15 protein-coding genes are annotated in these 16,523 nt (G+C 75.1%); 14 read left to right on the top strand and 1 reads right to left on the bottom strand.

Annotated features, from left to right (window positions below; genetic code table 11):
• From OG989_RS24975 to OG989_RS24910, 14 genes are all read left to right on the top strand, one after another.
• Window positions 1–267: an acyl carrier protein gene (locus OG989_RS24975; protein ID WP_327028657.1), complete on the top strand. Its 267-nt coding sequence runs from the start codon at window positions 1–3 to the stop codon at window positions 265–267.
• The gene (locus tag OG989_RS24970; protein ID WP_327028656.1) at window positions 267–539 is read left to right on the top strand and encodes an acyl carrier protein; all 273 of its coding nucleotides are present in this window, start codon (window positions 267–269) and stop codon (window positions 537–539) included. The genes OG989_RS24975 and OG989_RS24970 overlap by 1 nt, the downstream gene beginning before the upstream one ends.
• Window positions 532–1,614, top strand: a complete 1,083-nt coding sequence (locus tag OG989_RS24965) for a beta-ketoacyl-[acyl-carrier-protein] synthase family protein (protein ID WP_327028655.1) — start codon at window positions 532–534, stop codon at window positions 1,612–1,614. The genes OG989_RS24970 and OG989_RS24965 overlap by 8 nt, the downstream gene beginning before the upstream one ends.
• Window positions 1,611–2,168 (top strand): beta-ketoacyl synthase chain length factor, encoded by a 558-nt coding sequence (locus tag OG989_RS24960; RefSeq protein ID WP_327028654.1) that lies wholly within the window; start codon window positions 1,611–1,613, stop codon window positions 2,166–2,168. The genes OG989_RS24965 and OG989_RS24960 overlap by 4 nt, the downstream gene beginning before the upstream one ends.
• Entirely contained in the window at window positions 2,165–3,781 is a 1,617-nt protein-coding gene (locus OG989_RS24955; protein WP_327028653.1) for a class I adenylate-forming enzyme family protein, read from the top strand. Before OG989_RS24960 ends, OG989_RS24955 begins: the two co-directional genes overlap by 4 nt.
• A complete protein-coding gene (locus tag OG989_RS24950; RefSeq protein ID WP_327028652.1) occupies window positions 3,778–5,016 on the top strand; it encodes a beta-ketoacyl-[acyl-carrier-protein] synthase family protein in 1,239 nt (412 codons plus the stop codon). Before OG989_RS24955 ends, OG989_RS24950 begins: the two co-directional genes overlap by 4 nt.
• Before the next feature lie 71 nt (window positions 5,017–5,087).
• Complete coding sequence (gene hppD / locus OG989_RS24945; RefSeq protein ID WP_327028651.1) at window positions 5,088–6,191, top strand: 4-hydroxyphenylpyruvate dioxygenase; 1,104 nt, start codon at window positions 5,088–5,090, stop codon at window positions 6,189–6,191.
• Window positions 6,188–7,117, top strand: a complete 930-nt coding sequence (locus OG989_RS24940; RefSeq protein WP_327028650.1) for a phytanoyl-CoA dioxygenase family protein — start codon at window positions 6,188–6,190, stop codon at window positions 7,115–7,117. The genes hppD and OG989_RS24940 overlap by 4 nt, the downstream gene beginning before the upstream one ends.
• Window position 7,118: 1 nt before the next feature.
• A complete protein-coding gene (locus tag OG989_RS24935; RefSeq protein ID WP_327028649.1) occupies window positions 7,119–7,916 on the top strand; it encodes a DUF3050 domain-containing protein in 798 nt (265 codons plus the stop codon).
• Window positions 7,913–8,884: a thiamine pyrophosphate-dependent dehydrogenase E1 component subunit alpha gene (locus tag OG989_RS24930; RefSeq protein ID WP_327028648.1), complete on the top strand. Its 972-nt coding sequence runs from the start codon at window positions 7,913–7,915 to the stop codon at window positions 8,882–8,884. Before OG989_RS24935 ends, OG989_RS24930 begins: the two co-directional genes overlap by 4 nt.
• Complete coding sequence (locus tag OG989_RS24925; protein WP_327028647.1) at window positions 8,885–9,856, top strand: alpha-ketoacid dehydrogenase subunit beta; 972 nt, start codon at window positions 8,885–8,887, stop codon at window positions 9,854–9,856.
• Window positions 9,857–11,215: a hypothetical protein gene (locus OG989_RS24920; RefSeq protein ID WP_327028646.1), complete on the top strand. Its 1,359-nt coding sequence runs from the start codon at window positions 9,857–9,859 to the stop codon at window positions 11,213–11,215.
• A 46-nt stretch (window positions 11,216–11,261) separates the two neighbouring features.
• Window positions 11,262–12,638: a hypothetical protein gene (locus OG989_RS24915; RefSeq protein ID WP_327028645.1), complete on the top strand. Its 1,377-nt coding sequence runs from the start codon at window positions 11,262–11,264 to the stop codon at window positions 12,636–12,638.
• A 37-nt stretch (window positions 12,639–12,675) separates the two neighbouring features.
• Window positions 12,676–13,650, top strand: a complete 975-nt coding sequence (locus OG989_RS24910; RefSeq protein WP_327028644.1) for a phosphotransferase — start codon at window positions 12,676–12,678, stop codon at window positions 13,648–13,650.
• A 94-nt stretch (window positions 13,651–13,744) separates the two neighbouring features.
• Here the strand turns inward: OG989_RS24910 and OG989_RS24905 are convergent, their stop codons facing one another.
• A complete protein-coding gene (locus OG989_RS24905; protein ID WP_327028643.1) occupies window positions 13,745–16,381 on the bottom strand; it encodes an ATP-binding protein in 2,637 nt (878 codons plus the stop codon).
• Window positions 16,382–16,523 lie beyond the last annotated feature (142 nt).

The raw sequence follows: 16,523 nt of genomic DNA, 5'->3' as shown, positions 1-16,523 counted from the left end.
ATGCGACCCGAGATCCGCGCCTTCGTCGTCGAGCAGCTCGAGGACATGAACTACGACGTCGAGGGCCTCGACGACGAGACGACCCTCGGCCCGTCCGGGGTGGACCTGGAGTCGTTGGCCCTCGCCGACCTCGCCGTGCGCGTCGAGGACCGCTACGGCCTGAAGTTCGCCGACGACGAGTCCGAGAAGCTGGCCCTGATGACGGTCGGCGAGTTCACCACGATGGTCGCCGACCGGGTCGCCGGGGCGTCGAGCGACGACTCCTGATGGCCGGTCAGCCCGACCTGGAACGGGCCGACCTGGTGACCATGCTCGCCGACCTGGCCGGCAAGCCCGCCGCCGAGGTCGGCGACCGGATCGGCTCCATGGAGCTGGCCTGGCTGGTGCACCTCGTCGAGCAGCGCCTCGACCGGCGTCTCGACCTCACCGACGACCAGCTCGCCGGGATCCGGACCGTCGACGACGCCCTGGCGGCCTTCCGGGCGTGCCTGGCCGCCGCGACCCCGCCCGGTCCGATGACCACCGCCGCCGATGGCTGAACCGGCGGCCGTCCAGCTCACCGGCGTCCACGCGACCAGCGCGCTCGGCAGGGGACCCGACGCGCAGCTCGCCGGCGTGCTGGCCGGCGTCCCGGCGTTCCGGCCGGTGGACCGCTTCGACACCGCAGCCCGCCGGGTGGACGCCGCCGCCGTCCTGCCCGACGCCGGTGACCTGGCCGCCGAGCTCGCCGAGGCGGTCGACGCGGCCTGCCGGGACGCCGGGCTCGACGCCGGTCGCCGGGCCGGCACGGCCCTGCTGCTGGCGGTGCACGGCGGCGCGCACGTGCCGGCGCTCACCACCGCGCTGGCCGCCCGGACGGGGCTCACCGGCCCGGCCCGGGCGTACACCACCGCCTGCGTCTCGGCCAGCAGTGCGGTAGCCGACGCCGCCGCCCTGATCCGCCGGGGCGACGTCACCCGGGCGGTGGTGGCCGCCGGCTACCTGGTCGAGCCGGACCAGTACGCGCTCTTCGACGCCGGTCGCGCCCTCGCCACCGACGGCGCGGTGCGCCCGTTCAGCGCCGGCCGCACCGGGCTGCTGCTCGGTGACGGCATCGCCGCGGTGGTGCTGGAGTCGCGGGCCGCCGCCCGGGGCGCGGTCGCCGACCTGCTCGGCTGGGGCCGGGCCGGGGACGCGTTCCACCCGTGCCAGCCGGAGCCGGGCGGGCGGGGCCTGGCCCGGGCGGTCACCGCGGCGCTGCGCCGGGCCGGGCTCCCGGCGGAGGCGATCGGGTACGTCAACGCCAACGCCACCGGCACCGGCCACAGCGACGCCGCCGAGGCGGCGGCCCTGCGCACCGCGCTCGGCGCGGCGGCGGCACGCGTCCCGGTCAGCTCCACCAAGGCGCTGCACGGGCACGCCCTGGAGGCCTCCGGCCTGCTGGAACTGGTGGTTACCGTGCTCGCCCTGCGGCACGGGAAACTGCCCGTCAACGCCGGCTGGCTCGGCCCCGACCCGGCCTGCCCGCTGGACGTCGTCCGCGACGCGCCCCGGCCCGCCGCCACCGGGTACGCGCTCAGCCTCAACGCCGCCTTCGGTGGCGCCAACACGGCGCTGCTTGTGGGTGCGGCATGAGCGGCACCGCGCAGCACCCCGCCGGCCGACTGACCGTGCTGGCCGAGGCGGCCTGGCCCGAGCCGGGCGACGGGGCGCCGCCGCCGGTGCCCGGGTACGTGCACTCCAGCTTCCCGCCTCTCGTCGCGGCCGTCGCCGAGCGCTGCCTGACCCGGGCGTACGGCCGGCGGCCGGCCCCCGACGGCGAACGGACCGCGGTCGTGCTGGTCAGCGCAGCCGGGGACCGGGCCAGCGCGGCGCACGTGCGCGCCACGGTCGCCGCCGGCGGCCGGCCCGGGCCGCTGTTCTTCTTCCAGTCGGTGCCCAACAGCGTGGCCGGGCACGTGGCCGCCCGGTGGGGCCTCGGCGGGCCGGTGCTCTGCCTCGCGCCGACCGGCGACCCGCGCGCCGAGGGCACCGCCGAGGCCGAGTTGCTGCTGCACGACGGCGACGCCGACCGGGCGTTGCTGGTCCTGATCGAACAGGCACCCGTCGACGGCGGTGCGCGGGACGCGGGCGGACAGCCCGAGGCCCGAGCCGTCGCGGTGCTGCTGGGGGGAGGAGACGCACCATGAGGAAGAGGGGACTGCGCGGGGCGCTGGCCGCCGACGAGCGGATCGGCGCCGGCAACGTGCTGGCCCGGGTGCTGGCGCACGGCGCCGACCCGGACGGGCCGGGCCTCACCTTCGACACCGCCGTGGACGGCCACCCGGCCGGGCGGGCGCTCACGCTGGGCCGGCTCGACGAGCGGGTCGCCGCCCGCGCCGCCTGGCTGCACGAGCGGGGGATCAAGCCCCGCGACCCGGTCGCCGTGTGGGCCACCGCCGCTGCCGACATGGTGCTCAGCTTCCTCGCGCTGACCCGGCTCGGCGCGATCCCGGCGCTGATGAACGGCGGGCTGCGCCCCGAGATCGCCGCCGAGTACGTGCGTCGGCTGCGCGGCGTCGGGGTGCTCGCCGACGACGCGCACCGCGCCCTGCTGGCCGGCCACGACCTCGGCGTGCCGGTGCTCGGCACCCCGGCCGAGGCGGGCACCGGCGATCCGGCCGCCGCGCCGCAGCACTACCGGCACCACGGCGACGACCCGGTCGTCATCACCCACACCTCGGGCACCACCGGGGTGCCCAAGGCGGTGCTGCACTCGCACGCCAGCCTCTTCGCCGCCACCCGGCACCTGCTCGCCATGCCGCAGGCGCAGGGCACCGGCCGCATCCTCAACGCGCTGCCCGCCCCGCACACCGCCACCGTGCTCATGGTCAACCAGGCCCTCGGCAACCGCGCCGAGATGCTCCTGCTCTCCGACCAGGGCGGGGAGCGGGTGCTGGAGGCGATCCAGCGCTGGCGCCCCGACGGGGTGTTCGGGTTCTCCGTGACGTGGGCGGAGCTGGCCCGCTTCGACCTGTCCGCGTACGACCTGGACTCGGTGTCGCTGTGGTTCAACACCGGCGACTGCTCGCACGAGCCGCACGTGCGTCGACTCGTCGCGCTCGGCTCCCGCGACGTGCTGACCCGCGAGGGGGTCACCCGGGTTCCCGGCTCGGTCTTCATCGACGGGCTCGGCTCCAGCGAGATGGGCCACTCGATGTTCCACATCACCCACCGCGCCGACACCGACCGGTACGGCCGCTGCGTCGGCCGGCCCTACCGGTTCGCGAAGGTCGCCGTGCTCGACGCCGGGGGCGACCAGGTGCCGGCCGGCGAGGTCGGCTGGCTCGGCGTCGACTCGCCGTCGCTGTTCCGGGGCTACTGGAACGACTCGGCCACCACGTACCGGTCCCGGCAGCAGGGCTGGTACCTCACCGGCGACCTGGTGTACGCCGACGCCGAGGGCCGCTACCACCACCTGGACCGGGCCGTCGACGCGGTCGACGCGGGGGACGGGCGGTGGTTCTACACGGCACTGTCCGAGGAGCGCGTCCTCGCCGCCTGCCCGGACGTCACCGACTGCACGGTGGTGATCACCTCGGGGGCCGACGGGGTGGTCACCGACGTGCTGCTGGAACTCGCCGCCGGCGTCGATCCCGCCGAGGACCGCACCGAACGGGTCCGGGCCGCGCTCGGCCCGGACGTCGGCGCGACGCTGCGCCGGGTGGTGCCGGTCCGCTCCGCCGACATCCCGGTCACCGTCACCGGCAAGGTGCGCAAGGTGGTCCTGCGGGAGCGCTACCTCACCGAGGCGCCGTCATGACGGCCGTCATTACCGGGATGGGGCTGTTCACCCCCGCCGGGCGGGGCGTCGACGCCACCTTCGACGCGCTCTGCTCCGGCCGCTCCGGGCTGAGCCGGCCGCCGGCCGGGCACCCGGCGGCCGGGTCGCTGGAGGTGGCCGGCGTGCTGCCGGACGTCGACCCGCGTACGGTCGCCACCGGGCCGGAGACCAGGGTCCTGGACCGGGTCGTGGTGCTCGCCCTGCTCGCCGCCGCCGACGCGCTCGCCGACGCCGGCATCGAGGTGGGGCGGGACGTGGACCCGGGCCGGATCGGGGTGATCGTCGGCGGCGTCGGCGGGATGGCCACGCTGGAGGCGCAGGTGCTCGCCCGCGCCGCGCGCGGCCGGTCGGCGGTCAGCCCGTACCTGCTGACCGGGATCCTGCCGAACATGCCGTCGGCCCGCATCGCCATCCGCCACGGCATCCGCGGCTACACCTCGTCGGTCGGCACCGCCTGCGCCTCCGGCGCCCAGTCGATCGCCGACGCGCTGCGGCTGATCCGGGCCGGAGAGGCCGACGTGGTGCTCTGCGGCGCCAGTGAGGCGCCCCTCTTCCCGACCTTCGCCGACACCTTCGGCAACGCCCGGGCGCTCGCCCGGGGCTGGGCCGACCCGACGGCGGCGAGCCGTCCGTTCGACGCCCGCCGCAACGGGTTCGTCCTCGCCGAGGGCGCGGCCCTGCTGGTGCTGGAACGCGCCGAGCACGCCGCCGCCCGGGGCGTCACCGGCTACGCCGAGGTCGCCGGGTACGGGGCCACCACCGACGCGTACCACCCGACCGCCCCGAGGCCCGACGGCGCGGGGGCGGCGGAGTGCATGCGGCGCGCGCTGGCCAGCGGCGGCGTGCCCGCCGCGCGGGTCGGCTACGTCAACGCCCACGGCACCGGCACGAAGCTCGGCGACATCGCCGAGACCACCGCGCTGGCCGACGTGTTCGGTGCCGGCGGGGTGCCGGTCAGCTCCACCAAGGCGCTCACCGGCCACCTGCTCGGCGCTTCCGGGGTGCTGGAGGCGGCGGCCACCGCGCTGGCGCTCGGCCGGGGCCTGCTGCCGCCCACGCACAACCTCGACGACCCGGACCCGGCCTGCCCGGCGGACCACATCCGCGCCGAGCCGCGCAGGACGGACACCGGATACGCGCTGACCAACTCCTTCGGCTTCGGCGGGCAGAACGTGAGTCTGCTGCTCGCGCGGGCCGCCCGGCCGAGGGACTGACCCCGCACCATCCCGGGCGGACCGCGCCCGGACGGCAACCACGGCGGAGACCGTGGAAAGGGCTGAGGACATTGGACATCCGAGCAATCGACCACATCGAACTCTTCGTGGGGGACGCCCGGCAGGCGGCCTTCTACTTCGACCGGGCGGTCGGCTTCCAGCTGCGCGGCCAGGGCGGTCCCGAGACCGGGCTGGCCGACCAGCGGTCGCTGCTGCTGAGTCAGGGCGACGTCCGGATGGTGCTCACCACCGGGCTCACCGCCGAACACCCGGCGTCGCGGTACGTGCAGCGCCACGGCGACGGCGTGGCCGTGGTCGCGTTGGAGGTCGACGACGCCGCGGGCGCGTACGCCGAACTGGTGCGCCGGGGAGCGGTGGGGGTGACGCCGCCGACCACCTTCACCGGCGCGGACGCCGAGGTGGTGACCGCCGAGGTGGGGGGCTTCGGCGACGTGCTGCACCGCCTCGTGTCCCGCCACGGCGACCGGGGCGAGTTCCTGCCCGGGGCGGTCGAGATGACGCCCCCCGACGACGGCGGCGGCAAGCTGCTCGTCGAGATCGACCACCTGGCGGTCTGCGTGCCGACCGGGCAGCTCGGCGAGACGGTCCGGCACTACCGGGACGTGTTCGGGTTCGCGGAGGTCTTCGCCGAGCACGTGGAGGTCGCCGGGCAGGCGATGAACTCCACGGTGGTGCAGAGCCCGTCGGGCCGGGTGACCCTGGTGCTGCTGGAACCCGACCGTTCGCGCCGGCGCGGGCAGCTCGACGCCTTCCTCGACCAGCACGCTGGCGCCGGGGTGCAGCACCTGGGGCTGCGCACCGACGACATCGTCACCGCGGTCGCCACCCTCGCCGAGCGGGGCGTGCGCTTCGCCGGCACCCCGGCCAGCTACTACGACGCGCTGGAGGCGCGGGTCGGCCCGGTGGACGCGCCGCTGGACCGGCTGCGCGACCTCGGCGTGCTCGTCGACCGCGACCACGCCGGTCAGCTGCTGCAGATCTTCACCGAGTCCATGCACGTACGCCGCACGCTCTTCCTGGAACTGATCGAGCGGCGCGGGGCGCGGACCTTCGGCAGCGGCAACATCAAGGCGCTCTACGAGGCCAAGGAACGGGAGCTGGCCGCGGCGGGCACCACCGTCGCGGCCCCGACACCGCAGGAGGTGCGGACGTGACCGCGACCGAGTTCGAGCCGGCACTGACCGCCGAGGAGGAGGCGCTGCTGCCCTCCGACGACGACGTGGCGTTTTACGCCGCGCACGGCTGGTACCTGTCGAAGAAGCTGCTCACCGACGACGAGGTGGACGCCCTCACGTACGCCGCCGACCGCTACTACGCCGGCGAGCGGGACCGCCGCCTGCCGGTGCGCCCGGCGCGGCTCGCCTACTGGGAGCCGTCGAAGGGCCCGGTGCAGCGGCACAACGACTACGTCCACCACGAGCACGACGTGCTCGGGGCGCTCCTGCGCAAGCCGCTGATCGGCGCGGTCGCCGCCCGCCTCGCGCGGGCCACCGAGATCCGGGTCTTCCAGTCCACGCTGATCCAGAAGCCGCCGGTCTCGGGCGAGCCGTCGAACATCGTGCCCTGGCACTTCGACAAGCACTACTGGGCGTCCTCCTCGTCGGAGGACATGCTCACCGCGTTCATCCCGTTCCACGACTGCGGCGAGGAGATGGGCACCATCACCATGGTCGACGGCTCGCACCGCTGGGCGGAGATCGGCGCCGACGACACGGTGGTGCGCCACTTCGCCGACCGCGACCGCGGTCAGCTGGAGGAGATGCTCGCCGAGAACGCGGCCCACAACGGCGTGGAGATCCGCAAGGTGCCGATGGTGATCCCCAGGGGACACATGAGCTTCCACCACTGCCGCACCTACCACGGCAGCGGCGCCAACGTCAGCGGCCGCCCGCGCCGGGCGATCTCGCTGCACCTGCAGGACGGCGACAACGCCTGGCGGGAGTATCGGCTCTCCGACGGCACCCTCGCCGCGTACAACCACGACGTGCTGGTCCGCCGCACTGACGACGGGCGGCCGGACTACGCGGACCCCGAGTACTGCCCGGTCATCTGGCGCGACCGCGCCCCGCAGGGAGGCTGACATGTCACGGTACGACTGGGGTAGGACGCACCCGGGGATCGAACGGCTGGAGAAGGCGGTGGGCGAGCGCCGCGAGGCGGTCGTGCGGCACCCGCTCTACGCCGCTCTCGACACCCACGAGGCGCTGGTGACCTTCATGGAGCACCACGTCTTCGCCGTCTGGGACTTCATGTCCCTGCTGACGTCGTTGCAGCGGCAGCTCACCTGCGTCACCGTGCCGTGGATCCCCACCGGGCCGACGGGCAGCCGCCGCCTGATCAACGACATCGTCATGGTGGAGGAGAGCGACGAGCTGGGCGAGGGCCACATCAGCCACTTCGAGCTGTACGTGCGGGGCATGCGCGAGGCCGGCGCCGACACCACCGCCGTGGACACGCTGATCGACCTGCTGCGGGCCGGCCGACCGGTGGCCGAGTCGCTGGTGGCGGCCCGGGTGCCCGCGCCGTCGGCGGCGTTCGCCGCGACCACCTGGCGGATCATCGAGAGCACCCCGGTGCACTGCCAGGCCGCCGCCTTCGCCTTCGGCCGGGAGGACCTGATTCCCGACATGTTCACCCAGGTCGTCGCGGTCAACGAGCGCAGCCGGCGGCTGCACACGTTCGTCGACTACCTGGAGCGGCACATCGAGGTCGACGGCGAGCAGCACACCCCGATGGCCATGCAGATGCTGGCCGACCTGTGCGGCGACGACGACGCCAGGTGGCAGGAGTGCGCGGACACCGTCAACACCGCGCTCGCCGCCCGCGCCCGGCTCTGGGACGACATCCTCGCCGCCGTCAAGCAGGGGCGCGGCCGGTGACCGACGCCGACCCGGTCCGGCTCTACCGGGCGGTCCGGCTGATCCGCCGCTTCGAGGAACGGGCGATCGAGCTGGTCCGGTCCGGGCACGTCGTCGGCGGCATCCACCCGTACCTCGGGCAGGAGGGGATCGCCGCCGGGGTGTGTGCCGCGCTGCGGGCCGACGACGTGGTCGCCGGCACGCACCGGGGGCACGGGCACGTGCTCGCCAAGGGCGCCGACCCGGCCCGGATGATGGCCGAGCTGTGCGGCCGGGTCACCGGCCTCAACGCCGGCCGGGGCGGCTCGATGCACGCCGCCGACTTCGCGGTCGGCGTGCTCGGCGCCAACGCGATCGTCGGCGCGTCCGGGGCGATCGTCACCGGGGCGGTCTGGGCGCGCCGCCGCCGGGGCGACGACATCGTCGGGGTGAGCTTCTTCGGCGACGGCGCGGTCAACGAGGGGATGCTGCTGGAGGCCTTCAACCTGGCCGCGCTGTGGCGGGTGCCGGTGCTGTTCGTCTGCGAGAACAACGGCTACGCCACCACGATGCCCGTCGCGGGCGCGGTCGCCGGCAGCATCCCCGGCCGGGCCGCCGCGTTCGGCATCCCGGCCGCCGTCGTCGACGGCCAGGACCCCGAGGCGGTACGCGACGCCGCGAGCGCCGCCATCGACCGGATGCGCGCCTGCGGTGGCCCCGAGCTGATCGAGGCCCGCACCTACCGCTTCGACGCCCACCACACCTTCGAACACGCGGTACGCCTCGACTACCGCCCGCCCGACGAGGTGACCCGGGGCCGGTCCCGCGACCCGGTGGACATCCAGGGCGCGCGGCTGCCCGTCGAGGCACGCGCCGGGGTGGACGCCGAGGTGGAGGAGGTGTTGACGCGGGCCGTCGAGTTCGCGCTCGCCAGCGCGGAGCCGGACCCGGCCGACGCCCTCGCGCACCTGTACGCCAGCGGCCTTACCGCGCGCACCGGAGGTGGCTAGATGCCCAGGCTCTCCTACCGCAGGGCGCTCACCCGGGCGCTCGCCGACGAGCTGGCCCGCGACGAGTCGGTGTTCCTGCTCGGCGAGGACATCCGGGTGGCCGCCTCGAACGTCACCGCAGGGCTGGCCAAGCGGTTCGGCCCGGACCGGGTGCGCGACACCCCGCTGTCGGAGCAGGCGTTCACCAGCTTCGCCACCGGGGCGGCCCTGGCCGGGATGCGACCGGTGGTGGAGTTCCAGATCCCGTCGCTGCTGTTCCTGGTCTTCGAGCAGATCGTCAACCACGCGCACAAGTTCCCGCTGATGACCGGCGGGCAGTGCGCGGTGCCGGTCACGTACCTGGTGCCGGGCTCCGGCTCGCGGGCGGGCTGGGCGGGTCAGCACTCCGACCACCCGTACAGCCTCTTCGCCCACGTCGGGGTGACCACCGTCGTGCCGGCCACCCCGGCCGACGCGTACGGGCTGCTGGTGTCGGCGGTGCGCTGCGACGACCCGGTGGTGGTCTTCGCCCCCGCCGGGGCGCTGGACGTCCGCGCCGACGTGGACCTCGCCGCGCTCGCCCCGGTGCCGCTGGGCCGCGCCCGGGTGCACCGGCCCGGCGACGACGTGACCGTGGTCGCGGTCGGGCACCTGGTGCACGACGCCCTCGCGGTCGCCGAGGAACTCACCGACCAGGTGTCAGTGGAGGTGTTCGACCCGCGCACGCTGTACCCGTTCGACTGGGACGCCCTCGCCGAGTCGCTGCGGCGCACCGGGCGGCTGGTGGTGGTGGACGACGCCAACCGCTCCTGCGGCATCGCCGGGGAGATCATCGCGACGATGGTCGAGCGGGTGCGGCTGGTCGCGCCGCCGCGCCGCGTCACCCGCCCCGACGGCGCGGTGCTGCCGTTCGCCCCGGCGCTGGACCGGGCCGTGCAGCCCAGCCGTGAGCAGCTCCGGGCCGCCATCGGACACGTCATGAAGGAGGGATGAGTGGACGACGTCGACTACCGCTGGCCCTCCGCCGCGCGGGCGTGGCTCGACCTGCCCGCGCCGGTGCGCGCCGAGATGGTGGCCGCCGGGGCCGAGTCCTGGCGGGAGGTCTTCGACGGCCGGGCCACGTACAACGAGCAGTGGCGGCTGGCCCGCCCGCCGGTGATGGACGAGACGTCGCTCGGTGTGCTCAACGCCGTCTCCGACCGCCTCGCCCAGCTCATCTTCGAGGCGTGCCGGCGGCGGGCCGGCACGGCGGGGGAGCTGCGCCGGCTGCTGAACGTGTCCGACGGCGAGACCCGGCTGCTCGACGACGACGAGCCGCTGACCGAGGCGCTGCTCGACGCGTTCCGGCCGGACGTGCTGCTCAGCGACGGGGTGCCCCGGTTCGTCGAGTACAACATCGACAGCAGCCTCGGCGGCGCGTTCGACGCCGACACCACCGTGCGCCGCTTCGTCGACGTCTACCGGCGGCGCGGCCTCACCGACCGGGTCCGCCTCGCGGCGGCACCCTCGGCCGTGGACCGGCGGTTCGCCGCGATCCGCACCGGCCTCGGCCTGCCCGAGGGCGCCCGGGTCGCCATGCTGATCGACTTCGACGCCGACTACCCGGGGCTCGACGACCCGCAGCGGTTCATCCGGCTGCTGTCGCCGGTCGTCGAGCGGGCCGCCGCGTGCGGCATGGACCTGGTCGTCGTACCGGTCTCTGAGGTCACACTGGACGGCCGGAAACGGCTCGTCGCCGGCGGGGCCCCGGTCGACGGGGTGTTCCGGCTCTTCGTGCCCAACCGGGTCACCCCGAGCGCCGGGGTCGACGCCCTGGCGGCGGCGCTGGCGGCGGGCACGGTGCCGATGTGGGTGTCGACGGCGGCGTGGCTGGTCGCCAACAAGCGGGCCTTCGCCTGGCTGTGGGAGGACGCCGACACGCTGCCGGCCGCCGACCGGGACCTCGTCCACCGGTACGTGCCGCGTACCTGGTCGCTGACGGCGGAACTGCTCGACCGGGCGGTCGCCGACCGGGCCGGCCTGGTGGCGAAGCCGGCCGACGGCTCCGCGGGGATGGACGTGCTGATCGGCCGGGAGACCGACGCCGACGCGTGGCGCGACGGGCTGACCCGCGCCGTCGACCGGGGCGGCTTCATCCTTCAGGAGTACGTGAAGGCCGACGACGTCGGGCTGGACTTCGTGCACATCGGGACCGGCGAGACGGTCGCCGCCGAGGTGCCGTACAGCATCGCCCCGTACCTGTTCGGCCGCCGGGCCGCCGGCGCCTGCATCCGTACCGGCTTCCCCGGCTGCGACGGCGTGCTCAACCTGGCCCGAGGCGTCCTCCTCTCCGGCCTGCTGGTGGTCGACTGACGCCGCGCGGCGCGGCGGCTCGCCCCCGCCCCGCCCCGGTGACCGGGTGCGGAGTTCCGGCGGATCCCGCACGCCGCGCCGCGCAGACGTTTGCAAGAGTCGATGTGAGCGGTTTGACTGGGGGTCGTCGACGACGATCGCCGCCTGTCTGAAGGAGCCCGCCATGGGTCTTGGTCATCGATGGCTGTCGCGCACGGCGGCGGTGACGCTGCTCGTCCTCGCCGGGCTGGCCGTCCCCGGCGGTCCCGCTGCGGCGGCGAACGCGGATCCGAAGTTCACGTTCGACGTGACCGGTACGACGGTCCCGTCGGGGGTCGGGAAGAAGCGGATCCACCTCAGGCTCACCAATCTGACCGACAGGACGCCGAGAGAGGCGATCTTCTACGTCCGTCCTGGCGAGCAGGACTGGCCGGACGGGATCTCACTGATGTGGCCGGAGGGCGGTGGCTCCGGCGAGTGCGACGGCGATGCCGCGGGTTGGTACTGCCGGATCGGTCCGAACGCGCTTCCGGAGCTGCTGCCGGCAGCCGGCGAGACGGTGGATCTTCCCTTCGACGTCAACGTGCAGGAGAACCAGCAGCCCTACGAAGGCAGGTTCTCCGTCGAGGCCGGCATGGCCTGGGGCGACGAGCCGACGCAGACCGCTGCCCCCAAGTGGTTCACGCTCAGGTTGGTCGACGACCCCGAGGCCGATCTGTCGGTGGTGGCGCCGGACGTGAAGCAGTCGGTACACATCGGTGCGGGCGGCCGGCTCGAACCCACCGGGACGTTGCAGCCGGGTGAGACGGGCGCGGTGCGGTACCGCATCGTCAACCAGGGCCGCAAGGCGGTCGGTGGCATCAAGGTCACGCTGCGCCTGCCCGAGGCGGTGACGTTCACCCGACCGCCGAAGGAGTGCGTCGTCGCTCGCGACCGGCGGTCCGCCGTCTGCACCTACGACACGCTCGCGCTGATTCCGGCCGGCCAGGACACCGACCCGACCGACGGCAGTCACTCCGCCGTCGAGTTGCACGATCTGGTGACGGTGGCGGCCGCCACGAAGGCACCCGTCACGTTGGCGGGCGGGACGGTGCAGGTCGAGGGCCTGACGGCGTGGACGGACGGCCGCTCCGGTCTGCCGCGCACCGAGCTGCCGGCGAACGCCGTCGCCGTGCCGGCGGCGGACGTGGACGACAGCGACAACCGGGACGGGTTCGCGGTCCTGGTAGCGGCAAAGGGCGGTGCCGGGGACGACGACGGCGGCGATGGCGGCGGCGATGGCGATGGCGGCGGCGGGGGCGACCTGCCGATCACCGGGCCACGGGTCGGACTGGTCGCGGGAACCGGTCTCGCCCTGGTGGTGGGCGGCGGAGTCTTGTTGCTCCTCGCCCGGCGCCGCCGCGTGGTCGCGGTGCGCGGCGGGGGCGGGACGCCTGCCGCCTGATCTCCCGCCGCGGGAGCCCGCCGGGCAGGATAGCCGGGTGGGTGGCGCGCGGGTGGGGCTGACGGTCGACGAGCTGCTGCCGGTGGCGCGGGCGGCGTTCGGGCGGGGGCGGGCGCTGGTCTCGGTGCGGCGGCTGACCGGCGGCACGAAGAAGGGCGTCTACCGGCTGACCCTAGACGACGGGTCCACCGGCGTCGCCTACGTCTGGCACCCGGGGGAGGACTACTGGCCGGCGGCGGCAGCGGCACCCGACGACCCGTTCGGGCACGCCACCGGGGCCGGCCTGTTCACCGCGGCGCACCGGGAGCTCACCGCCGCCGGGGTGCGGGTGCCCCGGCTCCTGCTGCGCCCCACCGCGACTCTGCTGCCGGGCGAGGTGGCCGTGGTGGAGCACGTCCGGGGCGGCACCCTGCACGACCTGCGCCGGCGCGACCCGCGCCGCGCCGGGTCGGTGCTGGCTCGGCTGGGCGACGCCGTCCGGAACATGCACGCCCGGCATCGCGACCGGTACGGCCGCCCGGGGTTCGACACTCCGACGGCGGGGCGGCCGGTGGAGCGGCTCGTCCTCGACCGGGCGCTGCGCGACCTGACCGAGGCCGCCGCCCGGGTCGAGCGGGTCGCGGCCGTGCGGGACCGCCTCGCTGACGCCCTGGCCGAGCGGTACGCCGCCGTGGCGCCCCGCTCCCGCCATGGACTGATCCACGGCGAACTGGGCCCGGACCACGTGCTGGTCGACGACCGGGACCGCCCGGTGCTCGTCGACATCGAGGGCACCATGTTTTTCGACGTCGAGTGGGAGCACGCCTTCCTCGAGCTGCGCTTCGGCGACGACTATCCGGCGCTGGCCGTGCCCGGTCTCGACGAGGACCGGCTGCGCCTCTACCGGCTCGCGACCTACCTCTCGTTGGTGGCGGGCCCGCTGCGCCTGCTCGACGGCGACTTCCCCGACCGGGCCGGCATGCTCGACATCGTCGCGCACAACACCACCCGGGCGCTGGACCAGCTCGCCTGAGCCGTCCTGGGCCGAGCCGACCGGGCTACGTCTGAGCCGGTCCGGGCCGAGCCGGCCGGGCTACGTCTGAGCCGTCCGGGCCGAGCCGTCCCGGCTACGTCCGGGCGGCCCGGACGGCCGACGCCTCGGCGCGGATCCGGGCCGAGGCGGCCGGGTCCCCCGCCAGGCGGTGCGCCTCGGCAAGGGTGTCGAGGCCGATGGCCAGCCAATTCCGCGAGCCCACCCGCCGCCACAGGTCCACGGCGGCCTCCGCTCGCCGGCGGGCCTGCACCGGGCGGCCGGCGGCGAGCTGCGCCTCCGCCAGCGCGTACGCCGCCGCTGCCTCGCCCCACAGGTTGCCGAACTCGCGGTAGGTCCACAGGCTCCGCGCCAGCAGTCGACGTCCCTCGACGTGCTCGCCCTGGCGGGCGAGGACGTCGCCGAGCCAGCAGTTGGCGTGGGTCGCGGAGAGCCGGTCGCCGAGGTCCTCGCTGATCGCGGCGGCCCGTCGGAAGCAGTCGGCGGCGACCGGGTACGCGCCGAGGGCGCGGTGGCTCTGCCCCAGGCACCGCAACGCCTGGGCCTCACCGGGCCGGTAGCTGGCGGCCCGGCTCACCCCCAGACACTCCTCGAACCGTTGCCGGGCGGCGTCGACCCGTCCCTGTTCCAGGTCGATGACGCCGATGCCGTTGGTGGCGTAGACGAGGCAGTTCACGTTGCCGGTGGCCCGAGCCAGCTCGACGGCCTCCTCGAAGTGACGCACCGCCGGGTCGTACTGGCCGAGCAGCCGGTGCACGTACGCCAGGCCGGCGGTGGCGCTGGCCAGGAAGGCGGGGTCCTCACCGTGGGCGAGCAGCAGGGCCTGTTCGAAGTGGCCCAGCGCCTCCGGGTACCGGTCCAGGACGGTGGTGAGCTCGCCGAGGCAGCGGTGGAGCGCGGCGGCGCTGCGCTGGTCCGCGGCGTGCAGCGCGACCTTGAGCGCCCGGCCCTGGAGCCGTTCCCACTCGTCGAAGTGGCTGCGGACCTGGAAGAACGTGGTCAGCCCGGCGGCCAGCCCGGCGGCGAGTCCGGCGGTTGGCCCGGCGGCCGGTCCGCTCCCGGCGTCGTCGAGCGCCTGGTCGACCAGGGCGGTGAGGAAGCGGCGCTCGTCGTCGAACCAGGCCACCGGATCGGCGACGAACTGGTCGGTGTCCGCCGCCGGGAGCCGCCAGGACACCAGGTGGGCCGGTGGACTGCCCTGGAAGTCCGCCTTCAGGGCGTCCGCGGTCAGGTCGGTCAGCTGCAGGCTCGCGCTGAGCAGCCGGGTGAGCGCCTCCGTCCGGCTCTGCCGTGGCACCTCCCGCTCCAGCAGTTCCCGGCCGAGCAGGCGCACGAGGTCGTGCAGGCGGTAGCGGAATCCGCTGGCACCGACCGCCCCGATCTCGACCAGGTGCACCTCCACCAGGTCGTCGAGGACGGCTTCCGCGTCGGAGAGGGTGGTGTCGAGCAGTGCGGCCAGCGTCCACGTGGCGAAGTCCGGCCCGGGCGACAGGCTGAGCATCAGCAGGGCCCGCTGCGCCGTCGGGGTCATTCCCCGGTAGGTGAGTTCGAGGCTGGCCCGTACGGCGACGTCACCGACGGCCAGTTCGTCGAGCCTGCGCTGCTCGTCGGCGAGCGCCTGGGCGACCCTGGTCAGCGGCCAATGCGGTCGGGCGGCCAGGCGCGCCCCGGCCACCCACACCGCGAGGGGCAGACCGCCGCAGGTCTGCACGATGAACCGGGCCGCGGCGGGCTCCGCGGCGGCCCGCTCGCGACCCAACATCTCACCCAGCAGCGCAAGCCCTGCGGCCTGGTCGAGGGTGCCCAGGGACAGCCGGCGGCTGCCGAGGTCCGCCAGCGTGGTGCGGCTGGTGACGATGGCGGCGCACCGACCGCCGTTCGGCAGCAGGTCGGTGACCTGCCGGGTGCTCGCCGCGTTGTCCAGGATGATGAGCATCCGCCGCTGTGCAAGCAGGGTGCGGTAGAGGTGGATCCGGCTCATCAGGTCCGACGGCACCGTGCCTCCGCGCACGCCGAGCGCGCGCAGGAAGGCGCCGAGGACCGTGCTCGGCTCCAGCGGCTCGTCGCCGAACCCGCCCAGGTCGATGTAGAGCTGGCCGTCCGGAAACTGCGCGGCGAGCAGGTGCCCGAGGCGTACCGCGAAGGCGGTCTTGCCGACGCCGGCCGGCCCGCTGACCAGCATGGTCACCGGCCCGGAGGCGGCCAGGTCCAGCAGCCGACGCGTCTCGGACAGCTCGCTGTCCCGACCGACGAACAACGGCAGGTCCGGTGGCAGGAGACAGGGGGCCACCTGCCGCGCGGCCGGCCCGTCCGGGCGGAGGCCGGCGTGCCTGTCCGGCTCGTCCCCGGCGGGTGCCGCCGGGGACGCGGCTCCCGGCTCGGCGGACGGGTCGGGATTCTGTCCCGGTGTGCCCACGGCCGACACGAAGTGGTCGGGCAGGGTCAACGCGCGGCGGGCTTCCACCCACTCCCGTACCGCCGCCGGATCGCCGCCGCAGGCCCGCACCAGGGCGGCGACCACCTCCTCCGACGGCAGCGAGACCCGGTTGAGCGAGGTCGCGACGGTGCTCGCCGGCAGCTGGTCCCCGGTCCTGCGCGCCCGCCGCTCCAGCGCCCGGTAGGAGAGCCGGGACCACGCCTTGACGCCGCGCAGCCGGGCGACGAACTCTGCTGCCGTCCGTGCCGTGCCGGGGCGAGGTAGCGGCGTCGTCACGGAGAGCATCCTATCGACGCCTGTCATGCCGGGCCATCCGCATGGTCGGCCCGCCGGAGCCGTGCCGCCAGCGTCGGCGGTGGCGCGGGCCGCGCGGGCGTGCGGTGGCGCCGGCCGCGACTGTCTCGGTGGCGGCTCCACG

This window comes from Micromonospora sp. NBC_01740, assembly GCF_035920365.1.
In the GTDB taxonomy this organism is placed as follows: Bacteria; Actinomycetota; Actinomycetes; order Mycobacteriales; family Micromonosporaceae; genus Micromonospora; species Micromonospora reichwaldensis.
The sequence above is the reverse complement of the archived record's forward strand: the minus strand, read 5'-3'. Positions and strand labels throughout refer to the sequence as shown.